This is a genomic window from Pseudomonas mucoides (genome assembly GCF_015461845.1).
In the GTDB taxonomy this organism is placed as follows: Bacteria; Pseudomonadota; Gammaproteobacteria; order Pseudomonadales; family Pseudomonadaceae; genus Aquipseudomonas; species Aquipseudomonas mucoides.
In genome coordinates this window covers 134,298-156,243 of record NZ_JACOPW010000009.1, presented here as the reverse complement: position 1 = coordinate 156,243, position 21,946 = coordinate 134,298, and the positions used below count along the sequence as shown (strand labels likewise).

Sequence of the window (21,946 nt, the reverse complement as noted above, 5' to 3'; positions counted from 1 at the left end):
CAGCGACTAGCCTGTAATGGTGCGGGTTGTAGCAGTCCCGCACCAGCAGTGTGCACTTCGGTGACGCACGTTGTTACAGGCTGGTTGCACGTCGTTTAACGCCGCGGTTGCAATGATGGCGCATGCGGGTTGCGCCTTTAAAAATAAATGGTTTCACCTTCCGCGGTTTAGACGGTTGCACGCCCAATGAAAATGGGATCGAAACAGTCGAAAAAACAATAAAGCAGCGACTTTTTTCAGAATAAAAAACCGATGGCACGGCCCTTGCTCTGAGCAATCAGTGAAATCGCAGTGCCAACTAAAAAAAAACCTTGGAGCACCACCTCATGTCCCAGACGTTTTACAAGAAAGGCTTTCTGGCCCTCGCAGTGGCAGCTGCGCTGGGTGTTTCTGCGTTTGCACAGGCTGATGTGAAAATCGGTGTGGCGGGCCCGATGACAGGCGCCAACGCGGCATTTGGCGAGCAGTACATGAAGGGTGCACAGGCTGCAGCCGACGCGGTCAACGCGGCGGGCGGCGTTAACGGGGAAAAAATCGTACTGGTGAAGGGCGATGACGCCTGCGAACCGAAACAGGCTGTGACGGTCGCCAAGGACCTGACCAACCAGAAAGTGGCTGGCGTGGTCGGTCACTTCTGCTCCTCGTCGACCATCCCGGCCTCCGAGATCTACGACGAAGCGGGCATCATTGCAATCACCCCAGGTTCCACCAACCCGGCTGTTACCGAGCGCGGCCTGAGTGCCATGTTCCGTATGTGCGGGCGTGACGACCAGCAAGGCATCGTGGCCGGCGACTACATCGTCGACGTGCTCAAGGGCAAAAAAGTTGCCGTGCTGCACGACAAGGACACCTACGGTCAGGGCCTGGCTGATGCCACCAAGGCTCAGCTGGAAAAACGCGGTGTGAAACCGGTTCTGTATGAAGGCCTGACTCGCGGTGAGAAAGACTTCAGCGCCGTGGTGACCAAGATCCGTGCGGCCGGTGCCGACGTGGTCTACTTCGGCGGCCTGCACCCAGAGGCGGGTCCACTGGTTAAACAGCTGCGTACCGAAGGCCTGAAAGACGTGAAATTCATGTCCGATGACGGCATCGTGACCGACGAACTGGTGACCACCGCTGGCGGCCCGCAATACGTCGACGGCGTGCTGATGACCTTCGGCGCCGACCCACGCCTGCTGCCAGACAGCAAGACCGTGGTAGACGCTTTCCGCAAGGCCGGTACCGAGCCTGAAGGCTACACCCTCTACGCTTACGCTTCGGTCCAGACCCTGGCCGCTGCTTTCAATGGCGCCAAGTCCAACAAGGGCGAAGACGCTGCCAAATGGCTGAAAGCCAACCCGGTCAAAACCGTGATGGGCGAGAAGACCTGGGACGCCAAGGGCGACCTGAAAGTCTCCGACTACGTGGTTTACCAGTGGGATAAGGACGGCAAATACCACCAGCTGGAAAAACAGAAGTGATATGACCTGCTGATTGTCCGGCGCCTTGTGCGTCGGGCATTCAAAGAACATGTCCGTGCAGTACCTGTCTTTTCTCGTAGAGCTGCACACAACCGGTTAGCGTCGGCGGCTGAACCCCGGTCCGTCGTACCCGGCTTCTGTGCAGTCTCTCAAATGCGTGAGATTGCGTTATGGATGGTATTTTCCTGCAGCAACTGGTCAACGGCCTGACCCTCGGGTCGGTCTATGGCCTGATCGCCATCGGCTACACAATGGTCTATGGCATCATTGGCATGATCAACTTCGCCCACGGCGAGGTTTACATGATTTCTGCTTACCTGGCGGCAATCAGTCTGGCTCTGCTGGCTTACTTCGGTATTGAATCCTTCCCGCTGCTGATGCTCGGCACACTGGTCTTCACCATCGTCGTTACGGCGGTGTATGGCTGGGTCATCGAGCGCGTCGCCTACAAACCGCTGCGAAACTCAACCCGACTGGCACCGCTGATCAGCGCCATCGGTATTTCCCTGATCCTGCAAAACTATGCACAGATCGCCCAAGGTGCACGCCAGCAAGGTGTTCCGACACTGCTGACCGGTGCATGGCGCGTTGAAGTCGGCACTGGCTTCGTCCAGTTGACCTACACCAAGATCTTCATTCTGGTCGCCGCGTTTGTCGGGATGGGCCTGCTGACCTACGTCATCAAGTACACCAAGCTCGGCCGCATGTGCCGCGCGACCCAGCAAGACCGCAAGATGGCCTCGATCCTGGGGATCAACACCGACCGCGTGATTTCCTACGTGTTCATCATCGGTGCAGCGATGGCGGCCCTGGCCGGCGTACTGATCACCATGAACTACGGCACGTTCGACTTCTACGCAGGTTTCGTCATCGGTATCAAAGCGTTCACCGCAGCGGTACTCGGCGGGATCGGCTCGTTGCCGGGTGCGATGCTCGGCGGGATCATTCTCGGGATCTCCGAGTCGCTGTTCTCTGGTCTGGTCAACTCGGACTACAAAGACGTTTTCAGCTTCTCGCTGCTCGTTCTCGTTCTGGTCTTTCGGCCTCAAGGCCTGCTCGGCCGTCCTCTTGTGTCGAAGGTGTAAGCGATGTCTTCAACCACTAAAAAAACCATTGATCTCAAAAGAAGCCTGGTTGACGCGATTCTTGCCGGCCTTGTAGCGCTCATCGTGTTTGGTCCGATTGTCGGCATTGTCCTCGACGGCTATGGCTTCAACCTGCAACCAACACGCGTGGCGTGGATTGTCGCCATCGTCATGGCGGGCCGTTTTGCCCTGAGCCTGTTCCTGCAAACACCCAAGGGTCTGAAAATTCTCGAAGGGTTTGAAACCACCGGCTCCGGGGTTCATGTACTGCCGCCCGATTACAAATCCCGGTTGCGCTGGATCATCCCGCTGATGATCGTCATTGCCGTGGTGTTTCCGTTTTTCTCCAACTCCTACCTGCTGGGCGTGGTCATCCTTGGATTGATCTACGTGCTACTCGGTCTGGGGCTGAACATCGTGGTCGGCCTGGCCGGCCTGCTCGACCTGGGTTACGTGGCGTTCTATGCCATCGGCGCCTATGGCCTGGCGCTCGGTTACCAGTACCTCGGCCTGGGCTTCTGGACGGTGCTGCCGCTGGCAGCAATCACTGCCGGGCTTGCCGGGTGCATCCTCGGCTTCCCGGTGTTGCGTCTGCACGGTGACTACCTGGCCATCGTGACCCTTGGTTTCGGTGAAATCATCCGCTTGATCCTCAACAACTGGCTGTCGCTGACCGGCGGCCCGAACGGCATGCCGGCACCGCTGCCGACGTTCTTCGGCCTGGAGTTCGGCAAACGGGCGAAAGACGGCGGCATACCGTTCCACGAGTTCTTCGGCATCGCCTACAACCCCGACGTGAAGTACTACTTCATCTACGCGGTGTTGTTCATGGTTGTGCTGGCGGTGTTGTACATCAAGCATCGCTTGACCCGTATGCCGGTTGGCCGCGCCTGGGAAGCCTTGCGTGAAGACGAGATCGCCTGCCGCTCCATGGGCCTGAACCATGTACTGGTGAAGCTCTCGGCGTTCACCATCGGTGCGTCGACGGCCGGTCTGGCTGGCGTGTTCTTCGCCACCTATCAAGGCTTCGTCAACCCGACCTCGTTTACCTTCTTTGAATCGGCCCTGATCCTCGCCATCGTGGTACTCGGCGGCATGGGCTCGACCATCGGCGTGGTGATTGCAGCCTTCGTGCTGACCGTCGCCCCGGAGCTGCTGCGTGGCTTCGCGGAATACCGCGTGCTGCTGTTCGGCATCCTGATGGTGTTGATGATGATCTGGCGACCGCGCGGCCTGATTCGGATCAGCCGTACCGGTGTGACCCCGCGTAAAGGAGTAGCGCCATGAGCGAAGTCGTACTCTCGGTCGAGAAGCTGATGATGCACTTTGGCGGCATCAAGGCGTTGAATGATGTCAGCCTGCAGGTCAAACGCAACTCGATCTTCGCCCTGATCGGCCCCAACGGCGCTGGCAAGACCACGGTGTTCAACTGCCTGACCGGGTTCTACAAGGCCTCCGGCGGCAAGATCGAACTGAACGTGCGCGGCGAGCAGACCAATGTCATCCAATTGCTGGGCGAAGCGTTCAAACCGACCGATTTCGTCTCGCCTAAATCCTTCGCCAGTCGTCTGTACTACAAGATGTTTGGCGGCACCCACCTGGTGAACCGGGCCGGGCTGGCGCGGACCTTCCAGAACATTCGCCTGTTCAAGGAAATGTCGGTGCTGGAAAACCTGCTGGTGGCCCAACACATGTGGGTCAACCGCAGCATGCTGGCCGGCATCCTCAACACCAAGGGCTACCGCAAGGCTGAAAGTGATGCGCTGGACCATGCTTTCTACTGGCTGGAAGTGGTGGACCTGGTGGATTGCGCCAACCGCCTCGCCGGCGAATTGTCCTACGGCCAACAGCGCCGCCTGGAAATCGCCCGGGCCATGTGCACCCGTCCGCAGATCATCTGCCTCGACGAACCGGCCGCCGGCCTCAACCCTCAGGAAACCGAAGCATTGAGCGCGATGATCCGGCTGCTGCGTGACGAGCACGATCTGACCGTGGTGCTGATCGAACACGACATGGGCATGGTGATGAGTATTTCCGACCACATCGTGGTGCTGGACCACGGCATCGTCATCGCCGAGGGCGGCCCCGACGCGATCCGCAACGACCCGAAAGTGATTGCGGCCTACCTGGGCGCCGATGAAGAGGAAGTGGTGTTATGAGTCAACCGATCCTCGAACTCAAGGAACTGGACGTGTTTTACGGGCCGATCCAGGCCCTGAAGAAAGTCTCGTTGCACATCAATGAAGGTGAAACAGTCAGCCTGATCGGCTCCAATGGTGCCGGCAAGTCGACCCTGCTGATGTCGATTTTCGGCCAGCCGCGCGCGGCAGACGGGCAGATCATCTATCAGGGTGTGGACATCACCCACAAGTCGTCCCACTACATCGCGTCCAATGGCATCGCGCAATCGCCGGAAGGGCGGCGGGTGTTCCCCGACATGACTGTCGAGGAAAACCTGCTGATGGGCACCATCCCTATCGGTGACAAGTACGCCAAGGAAGACATGCAACGCATGTTCGAGTTGTTCCCAAGGCTTGAAGAGCGGCGCAACCAGCGGGCAATGACCATGTCCGGCGGCGAACAGCAAATGCTCGCCATCGCTCGTGCGTTGATGAGCCGGCCAAAACTGCTGTTGCTCGACGAGCCAAGCCTGGGGTTGGCGCCGATTGTGGTGAAACAGATCTTCGCGACCTTGCGCGAGCTGGCCAAAACCGGCATGACCATCTTCCTGGTCGAGCAGAACGCCAACCACGCGCTCAAGTTGTCGGACCGGGCGTATGTGATGGTCAACGGCGAGATCCGCCTCACGGGCACCGGCAAGGAGCTGCTGGTGAACGAGGAAGTGCGTAACGCGTATCTCGGCGGTCATTGATTCTTCGCTGAAATACCCACAGCCCCGACGAGCAATCGCCGGGGCTTTTTTACGTCCCCAATTCACCGCATTTCCCCTCACAGGTCACAAAACAGTGCTTTCTGGAAATTGTGGAAAACAATATTCACAAGCTCTGAAAGCGCGACATAAAGCCGCTGCAAATAGTTGTTTTGTCACGGTTTTGACTTGTCCCCGTTTGCTGTGGAGCTGGCTGTGAATAACGTGGGAGTAGCTGGCTGGGCGCCTTTAAATCCGTGGCTTGCAGCGCTGTGGTTGTTTTTTGATCAGGCGTTTTTGCGTGGGGGAGAACCGTCGTTGTCAACCTTTTTATTGGAGACAAAAGAGAGGCGAAACAGGTAGGGCAAGCCTGTGGATAAGTCTGTGATTAAACTCTGGAAAGACTCGGCTGAGGGCCGTAGTTACTGGCTTGGCGCCATCGCTGCTCTGTAGGGCCCATCGTGCAAAATGCCCTGCGCTACACCGCGAGCATTCGAGGGTCAAGCAAAAAACTTTCAAAACTCCCCGCAAAGCCTTGTGCACAGCGGCTTCCAGCTTTTCCACTTGCCCCCGGAAACTGTGGACCGGCCTGTGGATAACGTGCGCGTACATGGCTGCAAGTCGCGGGGCGTAAGGCGTTCGCTGGGTTGGTTGTTTTTCGTACAGCTTTTGCGGTGGTTGCCGCTGTGAGCAAGGCCGGGCATGCTGCCAGCTGATTTTCTATTCCAAGGGCTGTCCATCAGCCGAAGCAAGGAGAACACGATGTCCAACACCCTGTTTATTACCGGCGCGACCTCCGGTTTTGGTGAAGCCTGTGCCCGCCGTTTTGCCGAGGCTGGCTGGAAACTGGTGCTGACAGGCCGTCGTGAAGAGCGCCTGAATGCCCTGTGCGCCGAATTGTCGAAGCAGACCGAGGTGCATGGCCTGGTGCTCGACGTGCGTGATCGCAAAGCCATGGAGGAAGCGATTGCCAACCTGCCGCCATCCTTCGCCAAGCTGCGCGGGCTGATCAACAACGCCGGCCTGGCGCTCGGTGTGGACCCGGCACCCAAGTGCGATCTCGACGATTGGGACACCATGGTCGACACCAACATCAAAGGCCTGATGTACAGCACCCGTCTGCTGCTACCGCGCCTGATTGCCCATGGCCGTGGCGCCGGCATCGTTAACCTTGGCTCCATCGCTGGCAACTATCCGTATCCGGGCAGCCATGTGTATGGCGCGAGCAAGGCGTTCGTTAAGCAGTTCTCGTTGAACCTGCGTTGCGACCTGCAAGGCACTGGCGTGCGCGTCAGCAACATTGAGCCGGGTCTGTGTGAGAGCGAGTTCTCGCTGGTGCGTTTCGCCGGTGACCAGGAGCGGTACAACGCGACGTATGCGGGTGCCGAGCCGATCCAGCCGCAGGATATCGCCGAGACTATTTTCTGGGTGATGAATGCGCCGGCGCACATCAACATCAACAGCCTGGAGTTGATGCCGGTGAGCCAGACCTGGGCTGGTTTCTCGATTGAACGTAATGCCAAGGCGTAAGACCGCGTAACGGCCATCGCGGGCAAGCCACGCTCACACAGGTACAGTGTGATCCCTGTGGGAGCGCGGCTTGCCCGCGATAGCGATCTGTCAGTTAGCCGAGAAACTCGACCAGCCCGCGATAGCAGGTCGCCAAGTGATAAGGCGTCGTCGACGGCATGTCCTTGCGGCTCACGTCGCCTTTCTCATCACGACACTCATACCAACCGCCCGCATGCAGGAAATGCTGTTGCAGCGCCTGCAATTGACGCTGCACAGAGGCCTCGCTGTCGGGCCGCAAGGTCAGGGCGCGCAGGTATTCAGCCTGGGCCCAGATGCGCTGGGTGGCATCCTTTGCAGAACCCTCCAGATCGAGCATCGCGACAACGGCACCCGTCTGTGGATCAACACCCCGCTGCTCGGTCAGCGTAAATGCATGATCAAGCGACACATGTAATGCCGAGCCGCGCAGTAACGGCGAAGATTCCAGCAGGAAATACCATTCGAACTGATGCCCCGGCTCAAACCAGTTATCCACAGCACCCAACGGCTTCTCCATCAACACGCACTGTTGCGGGTCGATGAAGCGCTTCTGCATGGCTGTGCATAAGTCGACGAGCGCCCGCTGCACGGCGGCGTCTTCACGCACCGACAGGGTGGCAAGGAAGGCTTCGGCCAAGTGCATCAGGGGATTTTGCAGCGGCCCGGAATCAAGCGAGGACCAGCCACGGTCGAGGCTGGCTTCGTACAGGCCGTCGCCCGTCGCGAAACGCTGAGCGATCACTTCCAGCGCTGCATTGAGTACCGATTCCACCAGCGGCTCGCGAACCTTGTCCCAGTAATGGGCGCAGGCGAACAGAATGAATGCGTGGGTGTAGAGGTCTTTGCGCGGGTCGAGTGGCGCGCCTTGCGGGTCGATGCTGTAGAACCAGCCGCCGTGCTCGGCATCGTGGAAGTGCTGCTGAAGGGATCGGAACAGCACGGCGGCACGCGCTTCGGCGCCCGGCACCTGGCCGATCAGGCTTGAGAAAAGATACAGCTGCCGTGCGCAGGCCATGGCCCGATAGCGTTGAGGCGGCAGCGGCTGATGCTCCGCGTCCAGCGCCTCATACGGCAGCGCCATGTCGGCATTCCAGCCGGGGCCTTGCCAGAGCGGCACGATCACGTCCTGGAAGTGCTGTTGCACCGAGGCGAACAGGGCGGTCAATTCAGGCTGGGAGGCGGAGCGGGAAACAGGCGGCATTGGCTGGCGTCGTCACGGCAGGGTTGATTGCGCGACATGTTAGCAGGCCTGAGAGATGCGGTGTCTGTCAGGCCGCCATCGCGAGCAAGCTCGGCTCCCACAGGAGTACGCATTCCACTGTGGGAGCCGAGCTTGCTCGCGATGAGGCCATTACCGGCGATAAAGAAATCAGCCCGCCAACAACCACACGCCAGTCGCTGCGGACGCCGCGCCCGCCAATCGAACCAGCGGAGCCGCCGCGTGCGGCAACACCCGAACGACCGCATAACCCAACCCATGCAACGCCGCCGTCGCTGCCACGAACCCGGCCGCATACGCCCAAGGGCTCGACATGTCCGGCAACTCCAGCCCATGCGCCACACCATGGAACAGCGCAAACAACGCCGTCGCCGCCACCGCGAGGCTCAATGGCGGACGCACCGCCAACGCCACCGCCAGACCCAGCGCCAGCACCGACGCGGCAATCGCGCCTTCCAGCGCCGGCAGGTTCAGCCCTTCAAACCCCAGCAACCCGCCAATCAACATCGTGCCGACAAACGTACACGGCAGCGCCCAGCGCGCCGCGCCTTTTTGCTGCGCCGCCCACAAGCCAACAGCCACCATCGCCAGCAAGTGATCGAGGCCGCCAATCGGGTGGCTGATACCGGCGATCAGGCCGTTGTCGCCATGTCCCGGATGGGCGAAGGCGATGGCCGGGGTCAGCAGCAGGGCCATGGCGCCCAGAATACGTTTCAGTGTCATGGATAAGCTTCCTGTTGATAAGTGGTGGTCAGGCGGCTGTCAGCAGGCCTTGGCGTTCGATGAAGGCGATGATTTCTTCAAGGCCCAGACCGGTTTTCTGGTTGCTGAAGACAAACGGCTTGCCGTTGCGCATGCGTTTGGTGTCGCTGTCCATCATCTCCAGCGACGCACCTACCAATGGCGCGAGGTCGACTTTGTTGATCACCAGCAGATCGGATTTGCAGATCCCTGGACCGCCCTTGCGCGGCAACTTGTCGCCGGCCGAAACGTCGATCACATAGATGGTCAGGTCGGACAGTTCGGGGCTGAACGTCGCAGACAGATTGTCGCCACCGGACTCCACCAGAATCAGGTCCAGCCCCGGGAAGCGGCGGTTCAGTTGATCCACGGCTTCGAGGTTGATCGAGGCGTCTTCGCGGATCGCCGTGTGCGGGCAGCCGCCGGTTTCCACACCGATGATCCGCTCCGGCGCCAAGGCTTCGTTGCGCACCAGAAAGTCGGCGTCTTCGCGGGTGTAGATGTCATTGGTGACGACGGCCAGGTTGTAGCGCTCGCGCAGGGCCAGGCACAGGGCCAGGGTCAACGCGGTTTTACCGGAACCGACCGGGCCGCCGATGCCGACGCGCAGGGGTTGTGTGTTCATGTGGTTCTCCAACTTAAAAGGCCCTAGGAACGGAACAGACGGCTGTACTGGCGCTCATGGGCCATGCACGCCAGGGACAGGCCAAACGCGGCGCTGCCATAGTGTTCGGGGTTGATTCGGGTGGCGTCCTGCTGGGCTTGTTGCAGCAGCGGCAGCAGTTCGCTGGTCAGGCGTTGCGCGGCTTGCTGGCCCAGCGGCAGGGTTTTCATCAGCACCGCCAACTGGTTTTCCAGCCAGCTCCAGAGCCACGCGGCCAGCGCATCCTGCGGACTGATCCCCCAGGCCCGGGCGGCCAGCGCCCAGCCGAGGGCCAGATGCGGTTCGGGGCGTTGTTCGAGGAAGGCGCGGGCGGGTGCGTCGAGTTCCGGCAAACCGCTGAGCAGTTGTTGCAAGGAGTAGCCCATCTGCCGGCTCTCTTGATGCAATTCGCGGGTTTCCCGACTGGCCCGGTGTTCTTCGCAGCGTTGCTGCAATTCGGCCCAGTTTTCCTCCGCGGCGGCCACGCAATGGGCGAGTAACAGCGGTGCTTCGAACCGCGCCAGGTTCAGCAACAATTGATCGCTGATCCAGCGTCGCGCGCCGTCTGCATCGCTCACGCGGCCGTTATCCACCGCCATTTCCAGACCTTGGGAATAGCTGTAGCCGCCAATCGGCAGCTGCGGACTGGCCAGGCGCAGCAGCGCCCAGGCCGGGTTCATAAACGGACGCCGAACTGGTGCAGTTTCGGTGGGTAGTTGAAGTCTTCGTCGCCATGCCGCGAATGGTGATGGCCGCCACCATAGGCGCCGTGTTCCGGCTGGAACGGCGCTTCGATGTTTTCGACCTTGGCCTCCAGCTGTTCGAGCATGGCTTTGAGCACGTAATCGTCAAGCAGGCGCAGCCAGCCATCACCGATCTGCAGGGCGACATGGCGGTTGCCGAGGTGATAGGCGGCGCGAGTCAATTCGAAGGCGTTGGCGCAGGTAACGTGCAGCAATTGTTCGGGGCGGGCGCAAACACGCACGATGCGCCCGTCTTCGGCTTGCAGGCACTCGCCGTCATACAGGGGCGGCTGACCGCGCTCCAAAAATAACCCGACGTCTTCACCTTCGGCACTGAAACAGCGCAAACGGCTTTTACTCCGGGCTTCGAAGGTCAGGTGCAATTCAGCGGCCCAGACGGGTCGAGGGTCGATTCTGCGATGAATCACCAGCATCGGTAGGCTTCCAGCAATGGGCAATGCTCAGGCTAGAGCAAGGGGCTTGCCAATCGGGGGATACGTAGGAAATACCTGTCGGAGCGCAGTGGGTGTTTCTGGATGTTGCAGGGTTTTGGCTGAAATTGGTGCGGGGATAGGGTGTGGCGCACCAATTTGCAGCGATGCAACTCCTTATGGGAGCGGGGATAGGGGATTATTCTGTGCTACCGAGGCCTTGCCAGTGTTTCAGGCCGATGAAGATGAAGCGCAGTTGCTGCGTGATTTTCGCTTGCGGCGTCAGATGCTCCGGTAGCGCTTCGGCGGGCGGGTCAATGATGTCCGGCAGTGTCGCGAACACGCTTTTTACAATCAGGTCCGCCATCACGCTCAACCCGGCAATGTCCAGATGCTGCAGCTTTGGCATCAACGACAAGTCGGCCGCCAGATCCGAGCTGATGTCTTCGCGCAACCGCCCGATCGCCAACCGCACGGGCAGCGATCCGCCGTATTGCTCACGGGCAAGAAACAGAAATTGCGAACGATTGGCACTGACCACGTCGAGAAAGATCCGCACCGACGCATCGATAATGCCGCCCATGACGAATTCGTTATGGCGCACCAGGCGAATGGTTTCGCGGAAGGTCTGACCGACTTCGCTGACCAGCACCAGGCCCAGTTCATCCATATCGGCGAAATGCCGGTAGAAACCGGTGGGCACGATGCCAGCGGTTTTCGCCACTTCGCGCAGGCTGAGACTGCCGAATCCTCGGCCGCATTCCATCAGGTGACGGGCAGCGTCCATCAGGGCGTTGCGGGTTTGTTGTTTCTGTTCGGCGCGGGGCAGCATCGCAAGGGTGTTTTCTGGACAGGACAGCGGCGCACTCTAGCAAATCGGCTTCGCTGGCGTCGAACGACTATCGGGGGCAGGCGGGGGAAAACGCGGCTTCTCTATAAGTCAAAAGCCCAATCCGGGGATTGGGCTTTTTTTCAGGGCGGCCATGAGGCTTAGCTCAGAGCGCTGTTGCGTTCGATCACGCGGTCACCACCACCTTCAGCCAGGGTTTGGCCTTGTGGGGTACGGTCGGAACCGTCAGCAGCCAGGGTTTGGCCTTGTGGAGTACGGTCGGAACCGTCAGCAGCCAGGGTTTGACCTTGTGGAGTGCGATCGGAACCGTCAGCAGCCAGGGTTTGACCTTGTGGAGTGCGATCGGAACCGTCAGCAGCCAGGGCCTGGCCTTGTGGGGTGCGATCCGTGCCATCTTGAGTGATCAAGCCTTTTTCTTTCAGGCGATCGTTACCGCCTTCGGCAAGGGTCTGGCCTTGTGGAGTGCGGTCGGAACCATCAGCGGCGACGGTTTGGCTGAACACCGAGTGGCTGTCTTTGACTTGCGGAGTGGCCTGATCAGCGGCTGGCAGAGCGAAAGCGGTGCTGGCTAGCATCGAGAGGGTCAGGCTAAGCAGTAATTGGCGTTTCATGATGGGGTGCTCCTTGGGAGGGCGATAAAGTGGGTACGAGGGCAATGCTACTCTCGATAAGTCGATATGAAAGTTCATAAACGCAATGGTAATAATCAACAGAATTGATTGTTCTGCTGGAGGGCTCTAAACCGGGCCTTTCCGTCGGGTGTTTTTGCACTGGAGTGGGTAGTTTCGACTCACTCATGCCGCACAGCAGTGCGGGTGGCGGTAACACCGTTTGGAGTGCGCAGAGTGATCGTGGGGGATTATTTGAACGTTAATAGGCTTTTCGGTTAAACCTGCGCGGCTTTTCCCAGTCCTAGCTGTCATGGCAGGCCGGTTCTGGCCTAACGTTTCATACGTGCGTCGCAGTCAGGGCGCTCAGTCGTATTCAGGAGTCCTGTGCAATGACGCGCACCCCCAAAATTTTCGCCTGGGTCTTTGCCAGCCTGGTTGTTCTGCTGGCGATACTCGTGCTGATCATCGTGTTCTTCGATTGGAACCGGATCAAACCCACGATCAACACCAAAGTCTCCGAAGAGCTGCACCGAGCGTTTGCTATTAATGGCAACCTCGCGGTGGTCTGGCAGCGCGAGCCTGACGAGGGTGGCTGGCGGGCCTGGGTGCCGTGGCCGCATGTGGTGGCCGAAGACTTGAGTCTCGGCAACCCGGACTGGTCGAAACAACCGCAGATGGTCACCCTCAAGCGCGTTGAATTGCGTATTTCGCCGCTGGCCCTGCTGGCGCAGCGAGTGGTCATCCCGCGTATCGACCTGACCGAACCGAACGCCCAGCTCCAACGCCTGGCTGATGGCCGCGCGAACTGGACCTTCAAATTCGACCCGAAAGACCCCAACGCCGAACCGTCGAACTGGGTGGTCGATATCGGCGCCATCGGCTTCGACAAGAGCCACGTTACCCTTGACGACCAGAACCTGAAGACGCAGCTCGATGTGCTCATCGATCCGCTGGGCAAGCCAATTCCGTTCAGCGACATCGTCGGTGACAAGGCCGCGAAAGCCGCGCTTGAGAAGGGTGCTGCGCCCCAGGACTACGCCTTCGCCCTCAAGGTCAAAGGCCAATACCACGCGCAGAAACTCGAGGGCTCCGGCAAGATCGGCGGCTTGTTGGCGTTGCAGGACGCGGCCAAGCCGTTCCCGCTCCAGGCGCAGGTGAAGATTGCCGATACCGGCGTCGAACTGGCCGGGACCCTGACCGATCCCCTGAACCTCGGCGCGCTGGATCTGCGGCTGAAACTGGCCGGCACCAGCCTCGGCAATCTGTATCCGTTGACCGGTGTGACACTGCCGGATACGCCACCGTACGCCACCGACGGGCACTTGATTGCCAAGCTGCATGAGCCGGGTGGCGCGGTATTCCGCTATGAAGACTTCAACGGCAAGATCGGCGAAAGTGACATTCATGGCAGCCTGGCGTATGTCGCCAGTCAGCCAAGGCCGAAGCTCAGTGGTTCGCTGCTTTCCAACCAACTGCTGTTTGTCGACCTCGCACCGCTGATCGGCGCCGACTCCAATGCCAAGCAAAAGGCCCGTGGCGCCGACAGCCAGCAGCCGACGGACAAAATTTTGCCGGTCGAAGCGTTCAAGACCGAGCGCTGGCGCGACATGGACGCCGACGTCGAATTCACCGGCAAGCGCATCGTCCACAGCGAAAAACTGCCGTTCACCGACCTCTATACGCATTTGGTGTTGACCGACGGCCAACTCAGCCTCGAACCCCTGCGCTTTGGTGTGGCGGGCGGCAATCTGGAAGCGCAGATTCGCTTGAATGGCCGGACTGAACCGCTGGAAGGGCAGGCCAAACTCACTGCGCGCAAGTTCAAGCTCAAGCAACTGTTCCCGACCTTCGAACCAATGAAAACCAGTTTCGGCGAACTTAATGGCGATGCCGACCTCTCGGGGCGCGGCAACTCGGTGGCCAAGCTGCTGGGCAGCGCCAACGGCAATCTGAAATTGCTGATCAATGATGGCGCGATCAGCCGCGAGCTGATGGAGCTGGCCGGGCTCAACGTCGGTAACTACGTGGTCGGCAAAATCTTCGGCGACAAGGAAGTGAAGATCAATTGCGCGGCGGCCGACTTCGACATCAAGACCGGGCTGGCGACCACGCGCCTGTTCGTCTTCGATACCGAGAACGCGATCATCTACATCGATGGCACCGCGAACATGGCGACCGAACAACTGGACCTCACCATTACGCCGGAGTCGAAGGGCTGGCGCTTGATCTCTCTACGCTCGCCGCTGTACGTACGGGGCAAGTTCATCAAGCCGGATGCCGGGGTGAAAGCGGTGCCGCTGATGCTGCGCGGGGCGGGGATGGTGGCGTTGGGTGTGATTGCAGCGCCGGCGGCCGGGTTGCTGGCGCTGGTGGCGCCCAGTGGTGGCGAGCCGAACCAGTGTGCGCCGTTGCTGGAGCAGATGAAGGCGGGCAAGGCGCCGGTGACCGTCAAACCTACCCGGTAAATGCGACGTCAATGAAGACGCCTTCGCGAGCCTGCTCGCGAAGGCGGTCTGTCAGCGCTACAGGTCTTTCAGAATGTCAGCCATGTCATCCGCATGCTCTTCTTCCTGAGCCAGGATGTCCTCAAAGATCCGCCGCGTAGTCGGGTCTTTCTCGCCAATGTACTGAATGATCTCGCGATAGCTGTCGATGGCAATACGCTCGGCAACGAGGTCCTCGTAGACCATCTCCTTGAGGTTGTTCCCCGCCACATACTGGGCATGGGAATTCTTCGACAACAGATCCGGGTTGAACTCTGGTTCACCGCCCAGCTGCACGATGCGCTCGGCCAGGCGGTCGGCGTGTTCGGCTTCCTGGGTCGCGTGTTCGAGAAACTCATCGGCCGCCACATGGGCTTTCAAGCCGTTGGCCATGAAGTAGTGACGCTTGTAGCGCAACACGCAGACCAGTTCAGTGGCCAGCGAGGCGTTGAGCAGGCGCAGGACTTCATCGCGGTCAGCGCTGTAGCTTTCAGTGACCGCGCCATTCTCGACATTCTGGCGAGCCCGTTCACGAAGGGTGGTTACATCAGACAAATGCATGTCACTCATCTCGTTCTCCTGGAGGCTAATCCGGTTTGCGTCACCGTCTAGAGAAGTGATCGCTACGAAAGTTGTGAGTCATGCGCGTGCCGAAAAGTTTGATGTGATTTGTAATCGGCGGCCTCACGCCAATGCATGCCCGGACAGCAACGCCTCCTCGCGCAACCACGCAAAAAATGCCCGGACCGGCGGATGCCGCTCGCGCCCCGGCACACACAGCGCGCTATAGCCGGCGCCATCGACCTGAATCTCGCCGCGATACGCCACCAGCAACCCGCTGGCCACGCTTTCCGACACCAGAATATTGCTCGCCAGCACCAGGCCTTGCCCGGCAATCGCTGCTTGCAGGGCGTAATGCTCTTCGTCGTATTCACGGATCGCCGGTTTGCCGGCCCACCATGACTCGCCCGACCGCGCGCACCACGCCTCCCAGCCATGGGCGTACAGCTTGGAGTTGTGCCAGTGCACGCTGATCAGCGTCGGCGTGCGAGTGGCGGCCAACGCGACCTGCTCGGGCGAGCCGTAGACACCGAAGGACTCATCGAACAAACACAACCCATAGAGGTTGGGGTAGGTGTCGAGGCTGTAGCGCAGCACCAGATCGACGCTGGCGTCCTGATGCAGATCGATGACTTCGCAGTGGGTGTCCAGGCGCAGACTGATGCCGGGATGGCGCGCATAAAAGCGCCCGAGGCGCGGCACCAGCCACAACGCCGCGAAGGCTGCTGTGGTGGAAACCGTCAGGCTGGTGCCGTTGCGTTGCGGGCGCAAGGTATCGACGCTTTGCGCCACGTCCAGAAAGGCACCGTGCAGGCTGCGGAACAGCCGTTCACCGCCGTCGGTCAAGCGCACTTGCCGTGGCAGTCGCTCGAACAGTGGCACGCCGAGCCAGGTTTCCAAAGAGCGAATCTGATGAGACACCGCGGTCGGCGTTACCGAGAGTTCTTCGGCCGCCGCCTTGAAACTCAGCAAGCGGGAAGCGGATTCAAAGGCGCGCAGGGCGGTCAGTGGCAACGAGGCGAACATTCAAGGCTCCATGGATGAAATGAATTCATCCTGACTGATTTCTGCTCATTTGAAGCGGTTGGCGGTGAGCTTCAAGCTGCAATCCACACGCCGTTCGAGTGTAATCCCAAGGAGATTCAGATGAGTAAAATTCTTGCCATTCACGCCAGCCCCCGTGGCGACCGCTCTCACTCCCGCCGTTTGGCTGAAGTGTTTCTTTCGGCCTGGCAGGCGCGCCATCCACACACTCAGTTGACCCGCCGCGAAGTTGGCCGGGCGCTGATTCCACCGGTCAACGAAGCCTTTATAGCCGCTGCGTTTTACCCGGAACCGGATGCCCGACCGCTGTCGATGCAAGCTGATCTGGCGTTCAGCGACGAATTGGTGGGCGAGTTGCTCGGCCACGATCTGCTGGTGATTTCCACGCCGATGCACAACTTCAGCGTGCCCAGCGGCCTCAAGGCCTGGATCGATCAGGTTGTGCGGCTCGGCCTGACGTTCAACCACAGCCTGGACAACGGCGTGGCCCAATACGAGCCGTTGGTACGGGGCAAAAAAGCCTTGATCGTCACCAGTCGTGGCGGCTTCGGCTTCGGCCCGGGCGGTGAGCTGGAAGCCATGAACCACGCTGATCCGTTGCTGCGCACGGCACTGGGATTCATCGGCATCACCGACATCACCGTGGTCGCCGCCGAGGGCGAAGAGTCCGAAGAGCGCACCTTCCGGATCTCCGCCGCCGAGGCCGAGCAGCGCCTGTTGGCGCTGGCCCGGGAGTTTTAGATGGCCTGGTTGTTTCTGCTGATCGCCGCCGGGTTCGAAGTCACCTTCGCCATGGGCATGAAGTACGCCGAAGGCTTCACCCGGCTCTGGCCGTCGCTGATCACGGTCGTGGCCGCCGTGGGCGGGATTTACTTCCTGACCCTGGCCATGCGCGAGTTGCCGGTGAGCATCGCGTATCCGATCTGGACCGCCATCGGTTCACTGGGCACGGTATTCCTGGGGTTTGCGTTGCTGGGTGAAAGCCTGACGGCGATCAAACTGGTGTCGGTCGGGCTCATCGTGGCGGGTGTGGTCGGGTTGAAGTAGCGCTCAAGTGGGGCGGTTGTCATAGACTGGTCGTCGAGTTGTCATATTCGGTGACGATGCTTGGCTGACGTCTTGCATCGCGCCTTGCTTCATCTCATCGACCACACGGACGTTCGCCCATGTCACAAGGTTCCGCCACGCGCTTCCCGTTGGTGCTGGTCCCGGGAATGCTCGGGTTTATCCGGCTGGTGCTCTACCCCTACTGGTACGGCATCGTCGCGGCGTTGCGCCAGGGTGGGGCGACGGTGTTCGCGGTACAGGTTTCACCGCTCAACTCCAGTGAAGTGCGCGGCGAACAGCTGCTGGCGCGGATCGAGGAAATCCTGCGCGAGACCGGGGCCGAGAAGGTCAACCTGTTCGGTCACAGCCAGGGCTCGCTGACGGCCCGATACGCTGCCGCCAAACGCCCGGACCTTGTGGCGTCGGTGACTTCGGTGGCCGGGCCGAATCACGGTTCGGAACTGGCCGATTACCTGCACAAACACTACCCGCATGACAGCGCCAAGGGCCGGTTGCTGACCTTTCTATTGCGGATGATTGCCGCGTTGATGAGCCTGCTCGAAACCGGTTATCGCGGGCCGAAGCTGCCGGTGGATATCCATGCCTCCCATCATTCACTCACCACCGAAGGTGTGGCGCTGTTCAATCAGCGTTATCCACAGGGCTTGCCTGAAACCTGGGGCGGGCACGGGCCGGAGGAGGTCAATGGCGTGCGTTATTACTCGTGGTCCGGGAAGTTGCAGCCTGGCGTTACGGATCGCGGGCGCAACCTGTTGGACGGGACCCATCGCAGTTGCCGGTTGTTTGCCAAAACCTTTGTGAACGAGGCCGGGCATTGCGACGGGATGGTCGGGCGTTACAGCTCGCACCTGGGGACGGTGATTGGCGATGAATATCCGCTGGATCACTTCGACATCGTCAATCAGTCGCTGGGGTGGGTGGGAAAGGGGGCCGAGCCGATTCGGTTGTTCGTTGAGCATGCCGCGCGGTTGAAAGAGGCAGGCGTCTAGACCGAGTCGCCTTTTTCGCGAGCAGGCTTCAGTTCAGGCAACCCGAACCTTACGGCCGATCACCGTGGTCCAGCGCTCAGAAAGCACCACCCCGCCCAGCGTCAACAGCCCGCCCACCAGGTGGTACATCGCCAACTGCTCATGCAGCACCACCGCCGCAATCAGCGCGGTCATCACCGGCAGCAAGTTGAAAAACAGTGTGGTCCGGCTCGGTCCCAACCGCACCACCGCCTGCATCCACGCCAGCGGTGCCAACATTGAAGCCAGCAGGCAGGCATAAAGCACCAGCGGAATATTCTGCAGCGTCGGCCCGACCTTCGGTGAAGCCGCAAACAGCGGAAACAGCACCACCACCGCCACCCATACCTGCAAATACAACAACACCAGCGGCGGCAAACGCAGCTGCCATTTTTTCAGCAGGGTGCTGTAAATCGCATAGGCCAGCGTGGCGATCAACATCATCGCGTCGCCCAGGTTCACGCCATGTTCCAACAGTGCGCCGAGGCTGCCGGACGACACCACCACCAACACACCGGCAAACGACAGCACTGCACCGGCCAATGCGCCGATGGTCAGGCGCTGCCCGAGGCTGATAATCGCCATGGCCAGCGACATCAGCGGCATCAGCGACAGGATGATCCCCATGTTGGTGGCCGAGGTCAGGGCGGCGGCGAAGTAGGCCAGGCTCTGATAGACCGCCATGCCCAGCACACCGAGAACGAAAATCTTGCCCAGGTTCGGACGAATCTGCGGCCAATGCGCGATCACCGGTTTGAGCATGAACGGCGTGAACAGCATTCCGGCCAGCAGCCAGCGGTAGAAACCGATCTCGGCGGGGAAGATCGCCCCGGCCGACATTTTGGTGATCACGGTGTTGCCAGCCCAAATGAAAATGGCCAGCAGGGGATAAGCGTATTGCATCGGAAAAAAACCAGGACGTTAATGAGGGGCAATTATCCCCTTGTCTGGATACAAGCCTATACTTCGATCCAGACAATCGGCCCTTGATGACGGACAGCATGACCAGTAAACACATCGACCTGCTGGAGTTCAGCGAACTGCCGGCTCCGATTTATTTCCGCTACGCCGACTTCAACACCCACGAATACGCCTCGGCTCACCGCCACCCTTGGGGCACGCTCGAATATTCGGCCAATGGCGTGTTGCACATGGAAATCGGCAACAGTCGCTTTATGTCACCGCCGCAATACGCGGTGTGGGTGCCGCCCGAGACCGAGCACAGCTTCTATAGCAACCAGCCGATCAACTATCGTGCGGTGTGCCTGGCGCCGTCGCTGTGCCGCGAGTTGCCGCAACAGGCCTGTACGCTGGCAATCAGCGACATTCTCAAGGCGATCCTCAAGGACTTCGCGGCGCGGGATGTGAAAATTCCCGAGTACGAGGCGGACGTTCGTCTAGGCCAGGTGCTGGTGGATCAACTGCAACTGGCGCCGGTGCATGAATGCTACCTGCCTTACGCCAGCAGTCCGGGGTTGCTCGGGATACTGGAAACCTTGCAAGCCGAACCGGGCGATAACCGGCCCTTGGCCGACTGGGCTGCGCAGATCCATGTCAGCGAACGCACCCTGGCACGGCAGTTCGTTCGCGAACTGGGCATGAGCTTCGGTGAATGGCGCCAGCGCTTGCGCTTCCTCGCGGCGATCGAGGCGCTGGACAGCCAGCGCAGTGTTCAAGACATCGCCTTCGACATGGGTTACAGCACCGGCTCGGCTTTTATCGCAATGTTTCAGCGTCAGGCCGGGTGTACGCCGGAGCAGTATCGACGCAGTCACCTGGAGAACAGGAAGGTGTAACAGGGGTTGTCTACACTCCAGCATGAGGCCGTGCCCATCGGTGCGGCAACAAGGAGAAAACTCCATGAAGATGTTGCGTGCCCCTTTGTTGATGATCGGTTTGCTGCTCTGCTCCCAAGGCTTTGCGGCCACTGCCCAGCAGGACAAGATGACGACCTGCAATGCCGATGCGACGGCCAAAAGCCTCAAGGGCGATGAGCGCAATACGTTCATGAGCAACTGCCTCAAAGCAGCGCCGGCCGCTCCGGCCGCCGCTGAAGTCAAGGCCATGACCCCGCAGCAGGAGAAGATGAAAAACTGCAACGCCGACGCCACCACCAAGGCGTTGAAAGGTGATGAGCGCAAGGCGTTCATGAGTAACTGCCTAAAAGCCGAGCCGGCGGCCACTGACGTGAAAGCCATGACCCCTCAGCAAGAGAAGATGAAAGCCTGCAACGCCGATGCTACGACCAAGGCGCTGAAGGGCGATGAGCGCAAGGCGTTCATGAGTGATTGCCTGAAGAAAAAATAAGTTCTGGTCCAGAAGGGTGTGGGGGCTGAGAGGGCTTCTTCGCGAGCAGGCTCGCTCCCACAATAGATCTATGTTCGCAGAACCCATGTGGGAGCGAGCCAGTTCACGAAGCGGCCCGTCGGCGCGCTGCAAAAAAATCACCAGAGCCCCGACCAAAGTCGATCGACACAATCCCTAGTGCTGCCACCGGAACGCTGGCAGACTGCCAATCCTTTTTACGCCGTTCGTTTTGAGGCTGTATGCCAACGTTTTCTCAACGCCACGTTTTGCTGCTGATCAGTTGGGTCATCATTTTTGGTGGTTTGCTGCTGGTGATCCCGCTGCGCTTGCTGCCTAGCCTGTTGGCCGGCCTGCTGGTGTTCGAACTGGTCAATATGCTCACGCCGCAATTGCAGCGGCTGATCGAAGGGCGGCGTGCGCGCTGGCTGGCGGTGGCGCTGCTCGGGACTCTGGTGGTGAGTGTGCTGGCGCTGATCTTTGCCGGCGCCTTCAGTTTCCTGCTGCACGAGGCGGAAAACCCCGGCGCGTCCCTCGATAAATTCATGCACGTGGTTGAACGCGCGCGCGGACAATTGCCGCCGTTCATCGACGCCTATCTGCCCGCCAGCGCCGGTGAATTTCGCGTGGCCATCGGCGAGTGGATCAGCAAGCACTTGAGCGATTTGCAACTGGTCGGCAAGGATGCGGCGCACATGTTCGTGACGCTGCTGATCGGTATGGTGCTGGGAGCGATCATTGCCTTGCAGCGCGTGCCGGACCTGACCAAACGCAAGCCGCTGGCCGCTGCGTTGTTTGATCGTTTGCATTTGCTGGTCCAGGCGTTTCGTAACATCGTGTTTGCGCAGATCAAGATTTCCCTGCTCAACACCTTCTTCACCGGGATCTTCCTGGCGGTGATCCTGCCGATGTTCGGCATCAAGCTACCGTTGACCAAAACCCTGATCGTGCTGACCTTCCTGCTCGGCTTGCTGCCGGTGATCGGCAACCTGATGTCGAATACGCTGATCACCATTGTCGGTTTGTCACTGTCGATCTGGGTCGCAGTGGCGGCGTTGGGTTACCTGATTTTTATCCACAAGCTCGAGTACTTCCTCAACGCGCGGATTGTCGGCGGGCAGATCAGTGCCAAGTCGTGGGAGTTGCTGCTGGCGATGCTGGTGTTCGAAGCCGCGTTCGGCCTGCCGGGGGTAGTGGCGGGGCCGATTTATTACGCGTATCTGAAGAGCGAGTTGCGGCAGGTGGGGATGGTCTAAGCGACTGTTGATCTACTGTG

23 protein-coding genes and 1 pseudogene are annotated in these 21,946 nt (G+C 60.0%); 14 read left to right on the top strand and 10 right to left on the bottom strand.

Annotation, left to right across the window (positions count from 1 at the left end; genetic code table 11):
* The first annotated feature begins 326 nt into the window (after positions 1-326).
* The 6 genes from H8F22_RS28150 (at position 327) to H8F22_RS28125 (ending at position 6,944) form a co-directional block, all read left to right on the top strand.
* On the top strand, positions 327-1,460 hold the full coding sequence (locus H8F22_RS28150; protein ID WP_027921962.1) for a branched-chain amino acid ABC transporter substrate-binding protein: 1,134 nt from the start codon (positions 327-329) through the stop codon (positions 1,458-1,460).
* Between the two features lie 170 nt (positions 1,461-1,630).
* Positions 1,631-2,545, top strand: a complete 915-nt coding sequence (locus H8F22_RS28145) for an ABC transporter permease subunit (RefSeq protein ID WP_027921961.1) — start codon at positions 1,631-1,633, stop codon at positions 2,543-2,545.
* Positions 2,546-2,548: 3 nt separating this feature from the next.
* Positions 2,549-3,832, top strand: a complete 1,284-nt coding sequence (gene livM, locus H8F22_RS28140; RefSeq protein WP_027921960.1) for a high-affinity branched-chain amino acid ABC transporter permease LivM — start codon at positions 2,549-2,551, stop codon at positions 3,830-3,832.
* The gene (locus tag H8F22_RS28135) at positions 3,829-4,704 is read left to right on the top strand and encodes an ABC transporter ATP-binding protein (RefSeq protein WP_027921959.1); all 876 of its coding nucleotides are present in this window, start codon (positions 3,829-3,831) and stop codon (positions 4,702-4,704) included. The genes livM and H8F22_RS28135 overlap by 4 nt, the downstream gene beginning before the upstream one ends.
* Positions 4,701-5,417, top strand: a complete 717-nt coding sequence (locus H8F22_RS28130; RefSeq protein WP_027921958.1) for an ABC transporter ATP-binding protein — start codon at positions 4,701-4,703, stop codon at positions 5,415-5,417. The genes H8F22_RS28135 and H8F22_RS28130 overlap by 4 nt, the downstream gene beginning before the upstream one ends.
* Positions 5,418-6,176: 759 nt before the next feature.
* The gene (locus tag H8F22_RS28125) at positions 6,177-6,944 is read left to right on the top strand and encodes an SDR family oxidoreductase (RefSeq protein WP_027921957.1); all 768 of its coding nucleotides are present in this window, start codon (positions 6,177-6,179) and stop codon (positions 6,942-6,944) included.
* A 94-nt stretch (positions 6,945-7,038) separates the two neighbouring features.
* Here the strand turns inward: H8F22_RS28125 and H8F22_RS28120 are convergent, their stop codons facing one another.
* The 7 genes from H8F22_RS28120 to H8F22_RS28090 form a co-directional block, all read right to left on the bottom strand.
* Positions 7,039-8,166 carry an AGE family epimerase/isomerase gene (locus tag H8F22_RS28120; RefSeq protein WP_059181720.1) on the bottom strand — a complete coding sequence of 376 codons (1,128 nt, stop codon included), beginning with the start codon at positions 8,164-8,166 and terminating at the stop codon, positions 7,039-7,041.
* A 168-nt stretch (positions 8,167-8,334) separates the two neighbouring features.
* Positions 8,335-8,907 carry a HupE/UreJ family protein gene (locus H8F22_RS28115; RefSeq protein WP_059181719.1) on the bottom strand — a complete coding sequence of 191 codons (573 nt, stop codon included), beginning with the start codon at positions 8,905-8,907 and terminating at the stop codon, positions 8,335-8,337.
* 28 nt (positions 8,908-8,935) lie between these two features.
* Positions 8,936-9,550, bottom strand: a complete 615-nt coding sequence (ureG, locus tag H8F22_RS28110) for an urease accessory protein UreG (RefSeq protein ID WP_007947546.1) — start codon at positions 9,548-9,550, stop codon at positions 8,936-8,938.
* Between the two features lie 23 nt (positions 9,551-9,573).
* Positions 9,574-10,248, bottom strand: coding sequence for an urease accessory protein UreF (locus tag H8F22_RS28105; RefSeq protein ID WP_027921954.1), 675 nt, complete (start codon positions 10,246-10,248; stop codon positions 9,574-9,576).
* The gene (ureE, locus tag H8F22_RS28100; RefSeq protein ID WP_027921953.1) at positions 10,245-10,745 is read right to left on the bottom strand and encodes an urease accessory protein UreE; all 501 of its coding nucleotides are present in this window, start codon (positions 10,743-10,745) and stop codon (positions 10,245-10,247) included. The genes H8F22_RS28105 and ureE overlap by 4 nt, the downstream gene beginning before the upstream one ends.
* Positions 10,746-10,941: 196 nt before the next feature.
* Entirely contained in the window at positions 10,942-11,574 is a 633-nt protein-coding gene (locus H8F22_RS28095; protein ID WP_027921952.1) for a TetR family transcriptional regulator, read from the bottom strand.
* 158 nt (positions 11,575-11,732) lie between these two features.
* Positions 11,733-12,203, bottom strand: a complete 471-nt coding sequence (locus H8F22_RS28090; RefSeq protein ID WP_194940967.1) for a hypothetical protein — start codon at positions 12,201-12,203, stop codon at positions 11,733-11,735.
* Between the two features lie 389 nt (positions 12,204-12,592).
* On the opposite strand from H8F22_RS28090, the gene H8F22_RS28085 reads away from it, so the two are divergent.
* Positions 12,593-14,668, top strand: a complete 2,076-nt coding sequence (locus H8F22_RS28085; RefSeq protein WP_194940966.1) for an AsmA family protein — start codon at positions 12,593-12,595, stop codon at positions 14,666-14,668.
* Positions 14,669-14,725: 57 nt separating this feature from the next.
* On the opposite strand, the gene H8F22_RS28080 is transcribed toward H8F22_RS28085, so the two are convergent.
* Both H8F22_RS28080 and H8F22_RS28075 read right to left on the bottom strand, forming a co-directional pair.
* Positions 14,726-15,256, bottom strand: a complete 531-nt coding sequence (locus H8F22_RS28080) for a ferritin-like domain-containing protein (protein WP_027921949.1) — start codon at positions 15,254-15,256, stop codon at positions 14,726-14,728.
* Between the two features lie 114 nt (positions 15,257-15,370).
* Positions 15,371-16,273, bottom strand: a complete 903-nt coding sequence (locus H8F22_RS28075) for a LysR substrate-binding domain-containing protein (RefSeq protein WP_027921948.1) — start codon at positions 16,271-16,273, stop codon at positions 15,371-15,373.
* 120 nt (positions 16,274-16,393) lie between these two features.
* Between H8F22_RS28075 and H8F22_RS28070 the strand changes: the two genes are divergently transcribed.
* The 3 genes from H8F22_RS28070 (at position 16,394) to H8F22_RS28060 (ending at position 18,348) form a co-directional block, all read left to right on the top strand.
* On the top strand, positions 16,394-17,032 hold the full coding sequence (locus tag H8F22_RS28070; RefSeq protein ID WP_027921947.1) for an FMN-dependent NADH-azoreductase: 639 nt from the start codon (positions 16,394-16,396) through the stop codon (positions 17,030-17,032).
* Entirely contained in the window at positions 17,033-17,338 is a 306-nt protein-coding gene (locus tag H8F22_RS28065) for a DMT family transporter (RefSeq protein ID WP_007947555.1), read from the top strand.
* 119 nt (positions 17,339-17,457) lie between these two features.
* Positions 17,458-18,348 carry an esterase/lipase family protein gene (locus tag H8F22_RS28060; protein WP_059181715.1) on the top strand — a complete coding sequence of 297 codons (891 nt, stop codon included), beginning with the start codon at positions 17,458-17,460 and terminating at the stop codon, positions 18,346-18,348.
* 33 nt (positions 18,349-18,381) lie between these two features.
* On the opposite strand, the gene H8F22_RS28055 is transcribed toward H8F22_RS28060, so the two are convergent.
* Positions 18,382-19,269, bottom strand: coding sequence for a DMT family transporter (locus H8F22_RS28055; protein WP_027921945.1), 888 nt, complete (start codon positions 19,267-19,269; stop codon positions 18,382-18,384).
* 98 nt (positions 19,270-19,367) lie between these two features.
* Here H8F22_RS28055 and H8F22_RS28050 point away from each other — a divergent pair, with 98 nt between their 5' ends.
* The 4 genes and pseudogenes from H8F22_RS28050 to H8F22_RS28040 all read left to right on the top strand — a co-directional run bounded on the left by H8F22_RS28050 (position 19,368) and on the right by H8F22_RS28040 (position 21,926).
* The gene (locus H8F22_RS28050; protein WP_027921944.1) at positions 19,368-20,162 is read left to right on the top strand and encodes an AraC family transcriptional regulator; all 795 of its coding nucleotides are present in this window, start codon (positions 19,368-19,370) and stop codon (positions 20,160-20,162) included.
* A 64-nt stretch (positions 20,163-20,226) separates the two neighbouring features.
* A pseudogene (locus H8F22_RS32915) lies at positions 20,227-20,532 on the top strand (PsiF family protein); the annotation flags it as partial.
* On the top strand, positions 20,515-20,673 hold the full coding sequence (locus tag H8F22_RS33315; protein WP_442966304.1) for a PsiF family protein: 159 nt from the start codon (positions 20,515-20,517) through the stop codon (positions 20,671-20,673). The pseudogene H8F22_RS32915 and the gene H8F22_RS33315, both read left to right, overlap by 18 nt.
* Before the next feature lie 239 nt (positions 20,674-20,912).
* Positions 20,913-21,926, top strand: a complete 1,014-nt coding sequence (locus H8F22_RS28040) for an AI-2E family transporter (protein WP_027921942.1) — start codon at positions 20,913-20,915, stop codon at positions 21,924-21,926.
* Positions 21,927-21,946 lie beyond the last annotated feature (20 nt).